This is a genomic window from Anaerobacillus sp., from assembly GCF_046314235.1.
GTDB lineage: Bacteria > Bacillota > Bacilli > Bacillales > Anaerobacillaceae > Anaerobacillus.
Map to the genome: position 1 here is coordinate 322,611 of NZ_JBKBWN010000002.1, position 17,112 is coordinate 339,722.

The window sequence follows — 17,112 nt, forward strand, 5'->3', positions numbered from 1 at the left end:
ATTTTCAGGAGCTAAAAAATGAAAAAGAAGTTATAGATATCCGTTCAAATTTTTTATCCCAAAAAAGACTCAAACCTGTAATCTAGGAACTTTTTTGAGTTTGAACAGACAGTTTAGTAAATAGGGACATTAAATCCCATCTATACATTATTACGTAAAATATAAATTTGACGAAGTAAACTATATTTTGTAAAATAGAAGAAAGGATGTGTTAAAATGAGCCAAGAAAACAAACTCCGTTATTATGAACGAATCGAAGAAAAAACGAAACAACTTCCTTGGTATGTTGTTGAATACATAGATAAACGAAAACGAAAACTTTCTCCAGCTTCATTATTAAACTACTGTCATGATTACATCATCTTTTTTGATTGGATCTTAGCTGAGGAAATTTTCAAAGGCGAACGTAAAGAAATTCCTCTTAGTACACTAGAAAAACTTACCCGACAGCAAATTGAAGATTTCCTTTCATTTCTTGAATTTCGCTTAAATAACTCAAAACTTACGGTTAATCGCAAATTATCTGCGTTAAAGTCACTCTTCAACTATCTTCAAAACGTCGCTGAAACAAGTCAATTAGAGCCTTATTTATCGCGCAATGTCATGGCCAAAATTGAATTAAATAACATTAAAGAAGATCAAGAAACCCTAGCTAACCGTATGGAAGGGAAAATTTTACGTGGTGATGAATATGACGACTTTAGACAGTTTGTTGCCCACGATTATGGTCTAGCAAACCAGGATAATAAAAAACTTTCAAACTTCCATATAAAAAATCGTGAACGTGATACAGCGATTATTTCGCTTATATTAGGCTCTGGACTACGCTTATCTGAGCTAGTTGGACTCGATATTGAAGACATTGATTTTCAAAAAAATACCGTTCGAGTGATCCGTAAAGGTAATAAAGAACAATACGTCTACATTAGCGATCAAGCGATGTTAGATATTAAAGAATATTTAGCTGTCCGTAATGAACGTTACAAGATTACAAAAGCAATGAAATCATTGTTCGTATCATCACCAATGGGTCCAAAAGGCACAACGCGCCGCCTAACACCGCGAGCCATTGAAAAACTAGTTGAAAAATATGCGACCGCTTTTGGAAAATCGTCACTATCCGTTCATAAACTAAGACATTCATTTGCAACTAGATATCACTCAGCGATCAACGACGTCCCTAAATTACGGAGACAACTCGGACATTCATCAATTCAAACAACAATGATCTATACGCATATTAAAAATGATGAGCTAGGTGCAGCTGTAAAGAAGATGGATTTACCGAAGGAAGAACAATAATATTACTATTGTCGTCTATCTAAATAAAGAGAAATAGCCACCCTGACGACCAGTAAGGAGGCTATTTCTCTTTATTCTTTTTAAGGTTTTAGCCGCAAACCTGCGGCATGTTGTTGCTAAGACCGGGTGTTGTAGCACTCGGTCATTTTTTATTCTAGGAAGCTATTATGTATATTATACATGGAAACCAATCAATTTCCAATAGTTATGATTGTTTTTCGAAGGGACAACGACACACAGGAATTTAGAAAGGGATTGGTAAAAGTCGCAATCGATCTTCATCCATTATTGCAGTCCCATTTACTATACGGTGAAAGGAGATACGTATATAGTTACATAAAAATTTATTTCTAGTTTACATAATATATATTATGCGCACCAATATAAAAATTATCAATTCGGTCTCAATCACTAAGTATACTTTAAGTTTTGAGACAAAATTAATTTTTGGGGTTTCCTCACAAGACCTAATTAAACTTTAAAAATAAAATGTCTTAGTCCGCTTTGAACTAAGACATTTTTAAACTATCTAACATTTAAAACTCTAATATTCTACACTTGCTATGATGTGCCAAATTACTTCCTTATGCTGTTTATAAAAACCTTCTTCCATATTGACAATTGCATTTTGATAGCCAGTATCGGCTCCCTTATCATATAAAACATATATGGATACTGTCCCCCCTGCAATCTTTGTGTATGAGTCACCTTTTCTTAACTCATTTACAATAAATTCGCTTTTTGAATAGGTTGGCTCATAGATAATAGATGTAGGACTAAAAGAACCAAAAAGATACACTGTATTTTCTTCATAACCCTCTTGATAAATTCTAGCTCCCCAATCGGGACTTGCTTCAATCCCATCTGAAGCCTTAATAGCTGGTATTTCTTCTATAATCCAGCCAGCAGGATATTTAAATCTAAAAGGTGGAACCTCTTCAGAGGTGAAGTGATATTCAGAATATCCTTCAAAATTATAGGGATATTTTAAAGATCCAACTTCTATTTTATTACAACCTCCAAGTAAAACTACCATAAGAAGGGTCAAGATTAACCCCATTCCATTATTATTTTTCATCATATCTTTTAACCTCTTGTTCTAATTCGACTGGCATTGAATATGGTAAGATAGGAGAATCCATATAATGTAATGTGAAGGGCATGTACTTATCATTAGCCATCTTATCATAAGTCATAATGTAAAAAACCTCTTTTCTTTTGTCTTTCAATTGAAAAAAATACTTTCTTCCCTAATAGAAGATATGTCATCTACTATTCTAGGGAAAATAATTGATAACTTCTTATTAAATCAAACTTTTTGGACAGCCCTGTTTTAACTCTAATTAATTTAAGTCATACTCCAACTGAATGTCTCGTGGATCACTTTCAAAAAGCTCTTTATTCACCTCTTTTGCATCGACGCAGCCAAGTGATCGATAAAATGCAATGGTTTCTTGTGACGATGCCGCACACATATAAAGTTTATCTGCTCCCCACTCCTTTGCCTTTTCAGCACATTTCTGAAACAGCTGTTTGCCTATTCCATAGTTACGAAATTCTTTAGAAACGAACATCGAATCTAGTAATACATACTTTGCTGTTTCTCCGAAAAAGCCATCATTTAATGTTACAAACCCAACTAATCTTTCTTCTTCATTGAATGCTCCGATTGCTACACCTCCTGCTCGAATCGTTCCTTTCAGTGCATCACGATATTTTTCATAGCCATCTGGCCAATCTTCTTCCATATAATCAATTGTAATCAACTGATACTCACCGTCTATGTTCCGCCAGACTTTTTCAATATACTGACTAGGATCGATTTCTGATATCCGGTCACATTCTTCTACTAATAAATCACGAAAATATAATTTATTTAATATACTCATTTTATTTATTCCTCCAATAGTTTTTTAGGTAATTGATACATGTGCCCTATGTAATTTAGATGGAAATACACCCTTTTTTCTAAATGTTGGCGTCTAAAATTTTAGTTTCGATTGTGACTACCCGCCACTTAAATTTCTCGAATATTTGAAGTGGTGATCGACTGGTCAAAAATTATAAAAGGCCATAAGAAAGTACTTTCTCATGACCTAAATTTATAAAAATACCTTTAAATAATAGACTTATCCAAAGAAAGTCTAAGTTTTGCAATATAGCATAACTAAAAAGGCGTTATTTATTAATTTATATTAGGAAATAAGTTTACTATCCATCTAAATTGCTAATTTCTTATTAGAGCACAGCAAATAAACTTTACCATTCAGGTAAATTTAGCTGCTAAGAAATAATATTATTCATTAATTCAAAATAATATTAGCAATTAGTTGGCTTCATAAACTGAGTCCCTCCTTTGTCTATCTAATTAAAATATTACAATATATAGAAGTAAATGTAAATATTTCTTTTTAATTAGTTGAGTCAATTCATTCTCTTAATCCCTACCACTTCCACTTTATCCAACAATGAAGCTGCACATCAAAAAAATAATCCTTCTCTCATGGTGGAAGGATTATTTTGTAGTAAATATAAAATTATTGCTTAACTAGTTTACCATTTTCATATTTGTACTGTACTTCCAAAAACTCTTGATCATCAGTATCCAATGGTGAGTAAGCAATGAAAAATTTGCTACTTTCATTGAATTCTATGTATCCCTGTTGATTGCTTAATCCTAAAGCTTCTTTTAAACTTTGACTTTTTTCGAATTGCCCATTAATCCACCTGTTTATGTTCACATCTGGTGAATGCATATGTAGACCTGGAAATTGAATAACAAGATAAGGTTCGGCTTCTTCTAAGTCTGAAATAAAAGGAGTTCCCCAATCCTCAAATGTTAAAAATTTTTCTTCATAAATGTCATAAATGATATACATCATTCTTCCTGGCCCGTTAGCTAGTAATTCAATACTTGAAAGGACGATTTGTTGCCCCTCTTGGTCTTCAAAAAGGTGATCAATGATATATAAAGCCCCTATTTCCTCGGGATCTTCTTGTAGTAGCCTCTCTGATGTACATTCATTTAGTTCATATGTTTTACCATCATATTCTAAAAGTGTAACGGTTGAATCCTTACACAAACCGTTTGCGTCGATATCCTTATAAACATGAAAAGTAACGTCTTTTTCATTTACTACAGTTAGAGGAATAGATTTAATATAGTCCCAATTTTCTCGTTGCTCGCCTTCTAATAATTCATTGAGTTCAAGTGGTTGAAAGGAGACTTCAGCAACATTTGGTGGATCAAACGCTACGGTTTCTTCTGTTTCAGGAGTGCTTGTAGCCTCCTGCTTTTGATATTCAGATGGTATATTGTTAGATTGAATACTACATGCAGTTAGTAGTAACATCATTAAGCCTGTCATAAAAATAGTAATTACTCTCATGTTCATGTGCCTCTCTCAAATTTTATATGTAGCTCATATGCTAAACCTCTCGTTAGTGTGACGCTTTGTTTCTTAATTTTAAATTCATTCCGATAAGCAGCAAAGAAGTAACTAAGGCAATTAAGCTAACTATTAAAAATGCAACTGCATACGAGGGAATACTTCCCTCTGGTACTCTGTCATTTATTTCGAAACCTAAAAAATACAATCCAATCCCATCTCCATCAACGTTTGTCCCAAGTGACCATAAATCTATTCCTTTATTAAGCGCTAAAACTCCAAATAAAATCAGTACGCATACTATCAGCCAACGACTATTATTCATTGTTTTCACCGAATCCTCACTTTGATCATGGTAAAAAATCGTTACATAACACAAGCGTTATAAAACCATCTCTAAATTTTCTTCAACCCATTCAGGATTTTCACTAATTGCAACCTTTTCACATAAATTCTTATGTATTTTTCTAAATTCAGGAATCATCTTTTTTATAACATTCATTATTTCATCCGGCTCTCTACCGCTATCCCAATCTGCTAAAAGTGAAAGCTGCCAGCTTTGCAATTCACTTCTTTCACCTTCAATTTTCGCCCAATCGCCGAATGAATTAGGTTGAATTCCTTTCTCCATATACCAAGCCATTGCCATAGACATTCTTAAATAATCTAAGCATTGTAAGGCATAATACATTTCGTTTCTGTTTACTCTTCGATATGCTTCATGAACATATGCAAAAAATTTCGTTCTCCATACCTCAACTTCTTGTACGGAAGGTCGATATGAAATAAGCTTCGATTTATCTAAAACAGCTTCCATAAATTTAGTTTTATCATAAACAATGCGAATGTTTTCGAGCCAAACAGATGGTTGAATATCTTGTGTATTATAATAAAACGAATCGACTTTAACGAAAGTATCATAATGAGCAACGCTATAAGTCGCCCAAGGAAAATCTTCAAAATACAATACTCTTCCCCAGTTTTTAGCTCTCTCTTTTTTGTTCAACCTGTATTCTTCAAAAACTTCATCTTTGACAACTATACGAAGGTCAATATCAGAATAGATATCTGTGTTTTGGTTTCCTATTGAACCGCCATAAAAAACAGCTAATACATTTTCATCCGTTATTAGGTCATGCTCAATTACTTCCAACATAGTTTGACGATCCTTAGGAATTTTTAGATCTCTTTCCTGATTTTTACGCACTAATCCCACACATTTAATAGTCACTCCTTTTAGTATATTTTAATACAAATTCGTCATTAGGAAATAAATTCCTTCTTTAACTAACTTTCAGTTGCTAAACATTGGATTTTCTTCGCTTTAAAAAAAGGGGGTAATCACTTCAAACCAATTAATACAACCCCTCATTTACCAGGATCTTTTTACTGTCCATGTCTACCACAAACCAAGTTGAACAATCCTCTTCATCTTTATACTTTGTCCAAGCTATTACAAAGTGAATTTGGCATAATTCATCCTTCATCATTTTTGGAATTGGTACAATAACACCATTTTTTAGATATTTAACAATATTATGTTGGGAAATTTCATCCTCTGCATCGAAGTAATTAGGCATCATGTCATTTATTTTTGACCTATGAACAAGTGTTACACCATCTTGAGTTCCTAGAGAAAGCTGACATTCTTTGTTGTTCCATGTGATGCCTTCTAAACCCTCACCACTATCGACTCCACCTTCTATGTCAATTGACTGTTTAGGGTTCAATACTGTATGAAACTCACAACTTAAGTTATCCAAAATTGATTTTACTCTCCAAACAGCTCCAAAGGCTCCATCTATATTCATATGCTCAGGCAATCTTATTACTGGTTTACATATCACCAACTCCGCTATAAAGTCTCGATGCTCATAACTAAGTAGTTTCCCACCGTTAATTAATTCGAAAAAGCAATCTTTAGTAGTTATTGTAGAAAGAAATACTTGATTAATGATCATATCAAATGTAATTTTTCCGAGTGGTGTATCAACGTAAGAAGCTGCATTGGACACATTCTTGATTGGGTTTTCCGCCTTAAATACCTTCATCATTGTTGCCTCTCTCTATATATTTCTCCAAGTTTAGTTAGGTGACAAAAGCACAACACAGTTAAATGTAAGAACCAAATTTTAAACGTCTTAGTTGCAGTTTTCTGTTTCTGGAATCTAATATTTTGCGTAACCATTTACAAGCACTTAAAACGGAAAAGAATATACAACATCATCATCATGTAGCGTTCTTCCACCAACACTATTATACAGAGCAACTGCTTGTTCATTGGATTTGTTGGTAATCAGGAACAATCTACTGCAATTTTTGTCTTTACAAATTTCAATAAAAGCTTCCATTAATTCCTTTCCAATACCTAATTGACGAAATTTCGGGAGCACTTCGACTTGGTGCAGATATATCATATTCTTTCTTCCATCAAATCGTTGTAGTTCAAATCCATATGCAAAGCCGGCTAGATCATCTTTATAGCGATAAATCAATAAATAATTGTTTTCATCCGATAAAAAGTTGTTAACATCTTGTTTGGTTGCTTCTCTATCAAAAAATAATCGAGTTACTTCAATTCCTATATCTGTATCGCTTTTCGTTAATCTGTATACTGACATAATTAACTCTCCCAGTGTTTTTATTGTAAACTGAAGAAAAAGCTTCTTTAACTATCCGTATTATTTATAAAAGGAACTAATTTAGCTGTTTGGTGAAATACAAAATTAAATCATCATCAACAAATACATGTGTTCCTGGCTTTACTTGTTCATTATTATATTGAATTCCGTTCCCGTCCGGAATGTAGCCTTTTTTACAATAAAGTCTTTGTGCATTTCCGTAATCTTTATAAAGACCGACACCAATGCCTATTGTATTATGTGTGTTAGAAATAATTCTTTCTAACTCATCAATGATACTGCCAGCAATGCCTTTATTTCTGTACTCAGGGAACACAGTTAAATCATTAATTTCTGGAATGTTATTTTGATTAAAATATGGATAGACTGAATCTTTTATTACATGACAGCAACCAGCCAGTTTTCCCGAATTGTAAGCTAAAATTGTTACTCTTTTACAACTGATGTTTTCTAAATAACATTTTTCGAAATATCCCTTTGTTCTTCTTAACCCACGCCTTTCAAATTCACTTTCAATTTCTTTAATATAGTCTTTATTATTTAGTCTTGTTAATATTAATTGGGTGTTCATCGGTTCAACTCCGCTCCATATTGATAATATCTAAATAATTCTCTTTATCGAAGTTTAATTCCTGTTTAACAAACTCTCCTCCAAAACGAACTGTAGAAAATGGGCTCGTCTTAAAAAACAGGTGTTCACATTGGTTATGTAAAATCTTCATATTCAAGATTTAGATAAGGTGTATCACTTTCTATTCTTTTCCTCATAGCATTCAGTAGTTGTTTAATTTTTTCATTGTTTTTTTGGTCTTCATTTAAAAACGTTTCAAAATAGATGTATGAATAAATTTGCCTATAATTTAAGAAAAATGGCAGTTTAGTTAACCAATAGTTTTCAAGTTTATTTTCCTCTTGATATCCTTGTAAAAACGAATTAATAAAAATTGAAGCGAAATTTTCTCTTCCTTTTGTCTCAGCAATAGATTGAACTGCGTGGTATAAAACAATTGCGATATCGTAAATAAACCAGTTATATTCACAATCTCCAAAATCAAAAAGGATAATTTCATTATTGTAGAGGTAGAAATTTCCTTGATGCAGGTCATTATGTATCATTCCATAGTCATCAGTATCCGTTGGTAGTTTACTAAGTTCCTCCATAAACCTCTTCCACTTAGCAACTACACCTTCACTTATATGGTCAAGAGGTTTCGAAAATAGGAAGCCCATATTCCAATCTTGTTTTTTTATATTTTGAGTAGGTTGATATTTTTTCGATAGGGAATGGATTTTTCCAAGTGTTTGCCCTAATTTATAAAAGATTTTCTCATTCCAAGTTTCACTATCAGAGGTATTAACAAGTCTACCTTTTGCTTTCTCAAAGGCTAGAACATAGCATTTTTCTTCATGATCTAACTCAATGACCTCTAAAAGTTTACCGTTAGCAGAATAGAGTGGTTCAGTTACGTTAACTCCTGATGTAAATAAAAAGCTGATCCAATCCAACTCTGCCATAATCGAGTCTTTTTTGTACGTTGAGCTAGGATAAAATTTCAAAATCACTTTTTCATTATTTCTAATACATTCAAAGACATTATCTGAAAAACCACCAATTAGTTGTAATGTAGACACATCAACACTAAATTCCGCTGCACCTTTAGCTAAAACAATTTCGTCCATAATTCCACCGCCTCTACCATTGCAATCCGATTGTTAAGAAAAAAGTTTCGGAACAATCTTTCATAAAACGCTTGTTAATTAAGTAATATTTCCTATGAAAAAAAGAGCTGCAATAAATGCAACTGGTAAAAATTCTAATTGCTGAATTTACTTTTAAGTAGATAAACAACATCATAGTCTTTAATTTCGTGAATATGGCCTTCAACATCTCTGTAAAATTCTAAGGTGCGTGAAGCCATTGTACTACCCTGTGAATAACAGATACTCGCTAATACTACCTCTCCGTTAGTAATATCAATGGCTTCGCTGATGTTCCCCCATGAGATAAACATACCGTCTGTACCATTACTTGAAATGATATCAGAGGTATTAAAAGATCCAGTGTCTCCATTATTGCTTACACCAACATTAAATAAAGTTTGATTTTGAGTGTCGTTTGACTTAAAAGCTGTAAAGATAATAGAACCCTTATCCTTTACCTCAGTTGTCATGCCTCCTATTGGTTCATCAACCAATTTTCCAAATTCATATTTTTCAATCCAGATAGTTACTTTTTTATATTCACTTTCAATATTATAGTCAAATACAAAAGATTGATTTGAGGTAGTTGAGAGTATTCCTTTTTCTCTCTCCGTCAACTCAGTCTCTGCTATTGTATTTGCTTTTAAGCTGCTATTTCCACAAGCACTTAAAGTAAGTGCTAACACTGTTACTATTGTCACAAAAAGTAGTTTTTTCATTTTACCCATCCTCTTTTCTTTTAGAAACTCTGCTTATTTAGTAGAACTCCGTTCCGCTATCAAATAAGGTTCTTCAATAAAAACTAATCATTATCCAATAAAAAAGAATAACTCGCTGTACCCTGCTCCCAAGTTGCCAGAATTTCAAAGACAGTTCTCCCTTTATGACTTAAAGTATCTATTTCAGTATACGTACCAGTAACGGCATTAGTTTCATCCCAAGTCCTCACCTCGTAATGAATCGGAGCTGTCTCGAAATCTATAGAAACAACCGTACCAGCCTTTACTTTCAGGGTATTCCTTTTTCGAACTAAGTTCGGTGGTGCATCAGAGGACGCTTCAATACCTGTTAGCTAGAAAGTTTCAATTTTCATCCTATTCTTCTTCAGCTCATTTGTTTAATCGTTATCGTTAAATTACCTTTCCACAAGGTCATGTTTGTCTAATCAAACTTTAACATAATTAACCAATAATTAAATCCTTTTTTTTACAACTAACTTTATTTAATGTGTTTAAAAAATTTCTTACCTACGCCGTATATTGATACGATTTTTAGTAAAGTTCCCTCAATCCATTTTAAAAGATCGAATTAATTTATCAGATAATTCTAAAAACGATCATATTTATTGTAAGCGCTTCATAATTTTTGTAAATGGAAAATTTTTTAAAAAATAAGGAGGGAATATCTATGAGTTTAACAAAAAAGATTATTATTGCTCTTATTTTAGGTCTCATTGTCGGTTTGGGGTTTAACCTTCTCATTCCTAGTGGGTTTGAAACTGTCGATGCTTATCTATTGACTCCTGTTGGGTCCTTATTTTTAAAGTCAATCATGATGCTTGTCGTACCACTTGTCATCTTTTCAATTATTTTAGGAACTGCTGGGATTAGTGATCCTAAGAAGTTAGGCCGTATCGGTGGTAAAACCATTTCCTTTTATCTAATAACAACCGCAATTGCTCTTGTCATTGGTATTTCCTTGGCATATCTCATTCAACCTGGTACTGGTGGTGGATTTGAGACTAGTACCGCTGACTTTGAAGCAAGCTCTGCACCACCAATCGTCGAAACTTTACTAAACATTATTCCTACTAATCCAATTGATGCTATGGCGAAGGGAACAATGCTTCAAATCATTGCCTTCTCCGTGCTAATCGGCTTTGCATTAGCTAGACTTGGTGATAAAACAAAAGGGTTACTAAGATTAGTAGAACAAGGTAATGAAGTTATGATGTACCTTGTTAACATTGTGATGCTAATCGCTCCATACGGTGCCTTTGCTTTAATCGCATCCGCCATTGGGAAATTAGGTTTAAATGCTTTACAAGCGATGGTTCTTTATATGCTTGCTGTACTTGGTGCCTTATTAATTCATGCTGTCGTTACGTATGGATCAGCCATTGCCTTTTTAGCAAAGCGAAATCCCATTGAATTTTTTAAAGGTTTCGCTCCTGCAATGATCGTTGCTTTTAGTACGTCTAGTAGTAGTGCTACACTTCCAGTTTCAATGCGGACAGCGCAAGAAAATTTAAAAGTTTCTAAGTCTGTCAGTAGCTTTGTTCAGCCATTAGGCGCAACAATTAACATGGATGGAACTGCTATCATGCAAGCAGTAGCGACTGTTTTTATTGCTCAAGTTTACATGATTGACTTATCATTTGGGGATTTACTAACGGTGATTTTAACGGCGACATTAGCTAGTATCGGGACAGCTGGGGTTCCTGGGGTAGGCTTAATCATGTTAACGATGGTTTTAACGTCTGTAGGCCTTCCGGTTGAAGGGGTTGCCCTGGTGTTAGCTGTTGACCGAATTCTAGACATGACTCGTACAGCCGTTAATATTACTGGTGATGCAGCTTGTGCGGTTGTAATTTCAGCAGCAGAAGAAAAACAAAACTCAACAACCTAAGCTGCTTTTAAAAACTTATGAGACTATGTTAACAAGTAGAGTAGGAAAGTGAAAAAGTTAAAAAAATGCACTCCTGGATGATAAATCAGAAGCCCGAATATGATGCATATTTGGGCTTCTTTTAAGGTTTTTGGACTAATGCACTCGATAGTTATATCACAATCGTAGATTAATAGGCACGAGCAAACCAAATAGTAAATTTAGCTTTTTTACCACAATGAAGGCATGTTTGCTTTTGAGTTGGTGGGTTAAATGGAATATTCCGTGTTGTGAACTTTGTTTTTTCTTTTACACTTTCTTCACAAGAATTTTCACCACACCAACCAGCTAAAATCCAACCAGGGATAGTCCCGTTTTGATCAGAGTCTCTTAGATGTTGCTCTAATTGTTCCATCGTATCGATATGTGTGTGTGAATGTTCTTCACGGAAAGCCTTTGCTTTTTCAAATAATCGCGTTTGCATTGTTTCTAACTCTTGTTTAATGCTTTCTACTACAGCTTCTATAGATACGGATACTTTATCAGCCTCATCACGAGCTTTCATTAACACTTGGTTATTGTCTATGTCACGAGGTCCCAATTCAATACGAACAGGCACACCTTTTAATTCCCACTCATTGAATTTAAATCCAGGTGATTGGTCAGAATCATCAAGACGAACACGAATGCCTTCTGCTTTCAGTGCAACGAAAATATCATCTAACTTCTCAATAATTGTCGGGTTCTTCTTCCAAGGACCAACAGGAATTAAAACAACTTGTGTTGGTGCTATTTTTGGTGGTAAAACAAGTCCTTGCTCATCCCCATGAACCATAATAACGGAACCTATTAAACGTGTAGATGTACCCCAAGAAGTTGTATGCACGTACTCATGTTTGTTTTCTTTATTTAAATATTTAATATCAAATGCTTCCGCAAATTTTGTACCTAAGTAGTGCGACGTACCTGCTTGTACGGCTTTTCCATCTTTCATCATTGCTTCAATCGAGAATGTATCAATCGCACCAGCAAAGCGTTCTAATGGTGTCTTTTGCCCATCATAAACTGGAATTGCAAGTAAACCTTCTACGACTTCTTTATAAATAGTTAACATTTGCATTGTTTCGTTACGTGCTTCTTCTTCATCCACATGTGCAGTATGACCTTCTTGCCATAAAAATTCAGAGGTACGGATAAACGGAAGAGTTTTCTTTTCCCAGCGAAATACATTTGCCCATTGGTTAATTAAAACTGGGAGATCTCTATAACTTTTAATCCAGCTTGAATACAAATGTCCAATCATTGTTTCTGAAGTTGGACGCAGCGCCAAACGTTCTTCTAATTTCTCTCCTGCAGCTTCTGTTACCCAAGGAAGCTCTGGTGAGAATCCTTCAATATGGTCCTTTTCCTTTTGGAAGAAGGATTCTGGAATTAACATCGGGAAGTATGCATTACGATGACCAGTTTCTTTAAAACGTTTATCCATTTCTTCTCGAATGTGTTCCCATATTTCATACCCATCTGGCTTAAATGCAATACAACCACGAACTGGTGTGTAATCCATTAAATCAGCTTTTTGAATAGTATCAATATACCATTTTGAAAAATCGTTTGTTTTTAGTGACATCGTCTTTCCTCCTGAGAAATAAAATACTTTTTAAATAAAAAAAGCATAAAGAGTCCTTAATAAAGGACGTCTTTATGCTAATAGACGTGGTACCACCTTAGTTCGACAATAATAAAAAATATTATGTCCTCTAAACGTTTGTAACGAAACGACTCGGTTAGTCTTTTACTAACATCTCCGTGGTAGGGTTCAATAAGAAGTGGTGATATAGCTTTCAGCCAAAGGCTATATTTTCTGTTTCACAATCCTTATTTACTTGGTCACATCATTGATTCCATATTTAAAAAGTAATATAACAATTCGCTGAAAAAATTTCAAGTATCAATATACATAATCAAAAATTACTAAGCAGATATAATAATAAAAAAAAATGTTTTAGTTTTTGCTTATTGTGTTATTTAGACCTTTACCACATGTGTTTTTGTTACTATATCGTAAAGGGATTGTTTCTTCTTCGTAAAAATGGCTGTCAATATATATGCAAAAATAAGTGCATATATGAATCCGCCTAGCAAATAATGAGCGAACGGTACTTCACCATCACCTATATAAATCAGTCGGTAAACAAGGAAATGTGATAATTCCCAAGGCAAAAACTTAAGGAAGGTTCGAAAAGTTCCATGTAGAAATGATAATGCCTCTCCATTGGTTCCAACAACTCGTATACGAACTTTCCTTTTTCCGAAAGACTGTACACCAATGTTGGAATCGCTAATTATGAAATAAAGTGATACAGGAAAAGTTACCAATAAAAAACCTGTAAACTGAGCTACAAAAAGTGAACCTGTGAAAAATGTCTGTAAAGATGGAAATAAAAATACACTAAAGATAAAGATTCCGACTAAATAAATGAAAATAAGGATGTAATCAATAATGAAAGCTTTGAAGCGGTGTAGAAATGAAGCATTCATTAACTTGCCTTCCTTATTATTTCAGCCTCACGGTTCCCAAGTTTTACATAAGATACAGTTAACAAAAAAAAAGATATGCTTTTTTCATAAAATATCCTCCAAATCATCTATATATTTCGTGTTGCTCTTTTATTGGCACGACGTTCTATACCAAAATAAACACAGGCAATTATAAAGAGAATATTTGAAAGGTGTAAAACTATTCCACTCCACTCGCCCTTAAATACAGTTGCATTTACAAGTGTAATTAAATGCATTAAAACAATAACAATAAATAAGATAGTATAAGTTTTCAAGAATAAACCCCCGCTACTACTTTTAAAATAATTAATGAATATTCTATTCAACTCTACTGTAACATGGTATACAAATCATACCAATACTAATAATACACGAATTATTAATTCCACCAAATGAGTATAATCCCCCCAGCTTGAGTATGAACTACCGTGTTCCTATCAGATAAGGGTTGATTCTTCTGCATAAACAATTCAACACTTTCTTTCAATTGGTATTTTTTGTAATGGGTTCATGGTACAATTATCAATAAATAAAGCTCACTGGGGGTATAATTAATGAAACTTAGAAAAATACTGTTTTCAAATTTTGTCCTGTTGTTATTTTTAATGGGTTGTACAGACAAGGAAGTAATATATGACACATTTGAAGATGCATTAACAAGTGGGTTAAGTTCATATTCTTTAACTAAAAATGATGTTGCTTATGTGGAAGAATCAGAGAATGATAGTCTAATTATTTACCATCCTAGTTACGGCGCTTTTGGTTTTGCGATAATTGAAAAAAGTAGTAAAGATAAAGGTTATTCTTGGGTTAAACCACGCCACGATATTGGATTTGAGATGGATAAGTCAAGTTCGGCTATTGTAGAAGTTAAAGGTACAAATAATGACTATAGAATTGCAGTTGGAACTCTACCAAATGAGTCCAGTGCGGTTAAAATTACTGGCGTAAAAAATGTTAACGATATTAATACATCACGAGGACTATTTTTCTATATTCTTGATGAAAAGTGATGAAGAGAAAAACAATCAAGTAAGTGTTAAATAATGAAATAATTGTTTTAACTCCTTAATTGGATAACCTTTCACCACTACTTACTTTGGCGACCACTTAGCAGAAGTGATCTTCCTGCCAGTCATTATTGGAAACGGGATCGGATGATCAAGGTCAACGAACCACATCTCACTAGCAAATGCTTCACTTTTACACCGAGAAAGATAGATAAGTTTCTTACTATCAGAGGACCATGTGACAGGTGTAGCAAAGCAATCTGAAATCGCCCATGTTCTGTCACCCTCCCCTCGATACCCTACCGTACGCACGAGAGATACATACCCCTCATTTAGTAAAGCGGTCGCACTATAGGCAAGTTTCATCGAATTAGGTGCCCATTCAGGAAAATAATTCTTACCTAGTGGACCACCTTGTACCTGAAACAGCTTTCCTGTGAAGATGTCCAATATATATATAATTGAAATACTTACGCCAGGCGTTGTATACAGAACAAATTGTCCATTTTGGGAAAGGCGAACATGATTGAGTGGTCCCTGATCGTTAATTGTTAGCTGCTGAATACTCGTTTGATCGATACTAATCCGGAATAATTGACTAGTTCCAGTATACTTAGAGGATTGAAATAAAACCGTTGTTCCATCTGGAAACCATTGAACATCAGTTGGGCTAGGTTCAATGATGATTTGAGCTTGGTGTGAGACTATGTTGTAAAAAATGATTTTATCTTGCTTTGTGTAGGCTAATCTTTTAGCGTCTCGCGACCAGTCAAGAGTGTGTACTTCCCCCTCTCCTAATTGATCGATCCGTGCGATTTTTCCGCTTGCAATGTTTACGACATAAACAATCAGGTTCCTTCCTACAAATGCAATGTGACTACCGTCTGGAGACCAATAAGGAACGGTGTGGTTTCCTGCTAAACCATAAGTAAGCTGAACATCGACACTACTGTTTGTGTCATATAACCAAATATCAAAGCTTCCACCATAATCTGTAACATACGCAACTAAGCCATTATTCACCAATTCGATCACTCCTCTCCGCCTATTATTCTATTTATTAAGGCGAAGTGAAGTTCATACCGAGATAAAAAACTTTTTTCCAAATGCTTTACCTCTCACAAAGTCATTGATAAAAAAGGACAGTCCCCACCACAAAATATGATTGGGACTGTTTCTGTATATTTATAGCTGTCAAAAGCATTTATTGCTCGTAATTTATTTTGGTCAACTTAAATCGGCCACATTTCTTTCGGGTTTAGTTCATATTGTCCGTCTTGTCGAAACATAAACTGATTCATGATCAACTCACGCCGGAGTGTTGCGAAATCCTCGTGATATTGTTTAATGTGTTCATTGATTTCACGTTCACTATAGGTCTTTCCGTTCTCCAATCCTTTAATGAGATGCTCTAATATGATCAGCTTTTTCTTATGTTGTGCAGGTATATTTTTGAGCTTTCCATTCTCTTGTAAAAAATTGTTTAGCACTTTGTACTTTTCTTCATCCTCAAACTGAAATGGCTTCATCTCATCTCCACTTCCAATCCTTAAAATTGCTTGTGCCAGAAACTCTAGCTTTTTTTGATCTAAATAAAAATAAATCGTATTTTTTTCTCGGCGTTCATAAATAACTGCGATTTCACGCAGTTTCGCAATATGATGAGAAATCGTTGGTGCAGTTAATCCTAGCTTGCCAGCAATTGCTTGCCCGTGTAATGGCCCTTCTTTCAATAACGATATAATTCGAATTCTTGTCGTGTCTCCCATTGTCTTATGAAAATTAACCAATCGATTTAGTTGCATGAATAAGCCCTCCTTACATAATCATCTAATTAGATTATAATCAAATTAGATGATTATGACAATAGTTATTCGCTCTAATTATCATAATTCAGAGCTA

At 34.1% G+C, this 17,112-nt stretch carries 19 protein-coding genes and 1 other annotated feature; of the genes, 3 read left to right on the top strand and 16 right to left on the bottom strand.

The window, feature by feature from the left end; translation table 11 throughout:
• Window positions 1–216 precede the first annotated feature (216 nt).
• Entirely contained in the window at window positions 217–1,302 is a 1,086-nt protein-coding gene (gene xerS, locus ACK4M9_RS03680; protein WP_409848125.1) for a tyrosine recombinase XerS, read from the top strand.
• A 544-nt stretch (window positions 1,303–1,846) separates the two neighbouring features.
• Here the strand turns inward: xerS and ACK4M9_RS03685 are convergent.
• The 11 genes from ACK4M9_RS03685 to ACK4M9_RS03735 form a co-directional block, all read right to left on the bottom strand.
• A complete protein-coding gene (locus ACK4M9_RS03685; protein ID WP_409848127.1) occupies window positions 1,847–2,383 on the bottom strand; it encodes a hypothetical protein in 537 nt (178 codons plus the stop codon).
• Window positions 2,370–2,498: a hypothetical protein gene (locus tag ACK4M9_RS03690; protein WP_409848128.1), complete on the bottom strand. Its 129-nt coding sequence runs from the start codon at window positions 2,496–2,498 to the stop codon at window positions 2,370–2,372. Before ACK4M9_RS03690 ends, ACK4M9_RS03685 begins: the two co-directional genes overlap by 14 nt.
• A gap of 147 nt (window positions 2,499–2,645) precedes the next feature.
• A complete protein-coding gene (locus ACK4M9_RS03695; protein ID WP_409848130.1) occupies window positions 2,646–3,191 on the bottom strand; it encodes a GNAT family N-acetyltransferase in 546 nt (181 codons plus the stop codon).
• Window positions 3,192–3,839: 648 nt separating this feature from the next.
• Window positions 3,840–4,691 carry a hypothetical protein gene (locus tag ACK4M9_RS03700; RefSeq protein ID WP_409848131.1) on the bottom strand — a complete coding sequence of 284 codons (852 nt, stop codon included), beginning with the start codon at window positions 4,689–4,691 and terminating at the stop codon, window positions 3,840–3,842.
• Window positions 4,692–4,743: 52 nt separating this feature from the next.
• Complete coding sequence (locus tag ACK4M9_RS03705; RefSeq protein ID WP_409848132.1) at window positions 4,744–5,016, bottom strand: hypothetical protein; 273 nt, start codon at window positions 5,014–5,016, stop codon at window positions 4,744–4,746.
• A gap of 57 nt (window positions 5,017–5,073) precedes the next feature.
• On the bottom strand, window positions 5,074–5,907 hold the full coding sequence (locus ACK4M9_RS03710) for a hypothetical protein (protein WP_409848134.1): 834 nt from the start codon (window positions 5,905–5,907) through the stop codon (window positions 5,074–5,076).
• Window positions 5,908–6,046: 139 nt separating this feature from the next.
• Window positions 6,047–6,745 carry a hypothetical protein gene (locus tag ACK4M9_RS03715; RefSeq protein WP_409848135.1) on the bottom strand — a complete coding sequence of 233 codons (699 nt, stop codon included), beginning with the start codon at window positions 6,743–6,745 and terminating at the stop codon, window positions 6,047–6,049.
• Window positions 6,746–6,889: 144 nt separating this feature from the next.
• Window positions 6,890–7,312 carry a GNAT family N-acetyltransferase gene (locus ACK4M9_RS03720; protein WP_409848137.1) on the bottom strand — a complete coding sequence of 141 codons (423 nt, stop codon included), beginning with the start codon at window positions 7,310–7,312 and terminating at the stop codon, window positions 6,890–6,892.
• A gap of 76 nt (window positions 7,313–7,388) precedes the next feature.
• Window positions 7,389–7,904: a GNAT family N-acetyltransferase gene (locus tag ACK4M9_RS03725; RefSeq protein WP_409848139.1), complete on the bottom strand. Its 516-nt coding sequence runs from the start codon at window positions 7,902–7,904 to the stop codon at window positions 7,389–7,391.
• 134 nt (window positions 7,905–8,038) lie between these two features.
• Window positions 8,039–9,013 (bottom strand): phosphotransferase enzyme family protein, encoded by a 975-nt coding sequence (locus ACK4M9_RS03730; protein WP_409848141.1) that lies wholly within the window; start codon window positions 9,011–9,013, stop codon window positions 8,039–8,041.
• Window positions 9,014–9,147: 134 nt separating this feature from the next.
• Complete coding sequence (locus ACK4M9_RS03735) at window positions 9,148–9,753, bottom strand: peptidylprolyl isomerase PrsA family protein (RefSeq protein WP_409848142.1); 606 nt, start codon at window positions 9,751–9,753, stop codon at window positions 9,148–9,150.
• Window positions 9,754–10,441: 688 nt separating this feature from the next.
• On the opposite strand from ACK4M9_RS03735, the gene ACK4M9_RS03740 reads away from it, so the two are divergent.
• Complete coding sequence (locus ACK4M9_RS03740) at window positions 10,442–11,662, top strand: dicarboxylate/amino acid:cation symporter (RefSeq protein ID WP_409848144.1); 1,221 nt, start codon at window positions 10,442–10,444, stop codon at window positions 11,660–11,662.
• Window positions 11,663–11,831: 169 nt separating this feature from the next.
• Here ACK4M9_RS03740 and proS read toward each other — a convergent pair whose 3' ends face one another.
• The 3 genes from proS to ACK4M9_RS03755 all read right to left on the bottom strand — a co-directional run bounded on the left by proS (window position 11,832) and on the right by ACK4M9_RS03755 (window position 14,475).
• Window positions 11,832–13,268 carry a proline--tRNA ligase gene (gene proS, locus ACK4M9_RS03745; protein WP_409848146.1) on the bottom strand — a complete coding sequence of 479 codons (1,437 nt, stop codon included), beginning with the start codon at window positions 13,266–13,268 and terminating at the stop codon, window positions 11,832–11,834.
• Between the two features lie 59 nt (window positions 13,269–13,327).
• Window positions 13,328–13,546: a binding site (T-box leader), on the bottom strand.
• A gap of 120 nt (window positions 13,547–13,666) precedes the next feature.
• Window positions 13,667–14,179, bottom strand: coding sequence for an RDD family protein (locus tag ACK4M9_RS03750; protein ID WP_409848148.1), 513 nt, complete (start codon window positions 14,177–14,179; stop codon window positions 13,667–13,669).
• A 107-nt stretch (window positions 14,180–14,286) separates the two neighbouring features.
• Window positions 14,287–14,475, bottom strand: a complete 189-nt coding sequence (locus tag ACK4M9_RS03755; protein WP_409848150.1) for a hypothetical protein — start codon at window positions 14,473–14,475, stop codon at window positions 14,287–14,289.
• A 279-nt stretch (window positions 14,476–14,754) separates the two neighbouring features.
• On the opposite strand from ACK4M9_RS03755, the gene ACK4M9_RS03760 reads away from it, so the two are divergent.
• Complete coding sequence (locus tag ACK4M9_RS03760; RefSeq protein ID WP_409848152.1) at window positions 14,755–15,213, top strand: hypothetical protein; 459 nt, start codon at window positions 14,755–14,757, stop codon at window positions 15,211–15,213.
• A gap of 81 nt (window positions 15,214–15,294) precedes the next feature.
• On the opposite strand, the gene ACK4M9_RS03765 is transcribed toward ACK4M9_RS03760, so the two are convergent.
• Together ACK4M9_RS03765 and ACK4M9_RS03770 are read right to left on the bottom strand one after the other, a co-directional pair.
• A complete protein-coding gene (locus ACK4M9_RS03765; protein WP_409848154.1) occupies window positions 15,295–16,233 on the bottom strand; it encodes a TolB family protein in 939 nt (312 codons plus the stop codon).
• A 209-nt stretch (window positions 16,234–16,442) separates the two neighbouring features.
• Window positions 16,443–17,015: a DUF2087 domain-containing protein gene (locus ACK4M9_RS03770; RefSeq protein ID WP_409848155.1), complete on the bottom strand. Its 573-nt coding sequence runs from the start codon at window positions 17,013–17,015 to the stop codon at window positions 16,443–16,445.
• Between the last annotated feature and the right edge of the window lie 97 nt (window positions 17,016–17,112).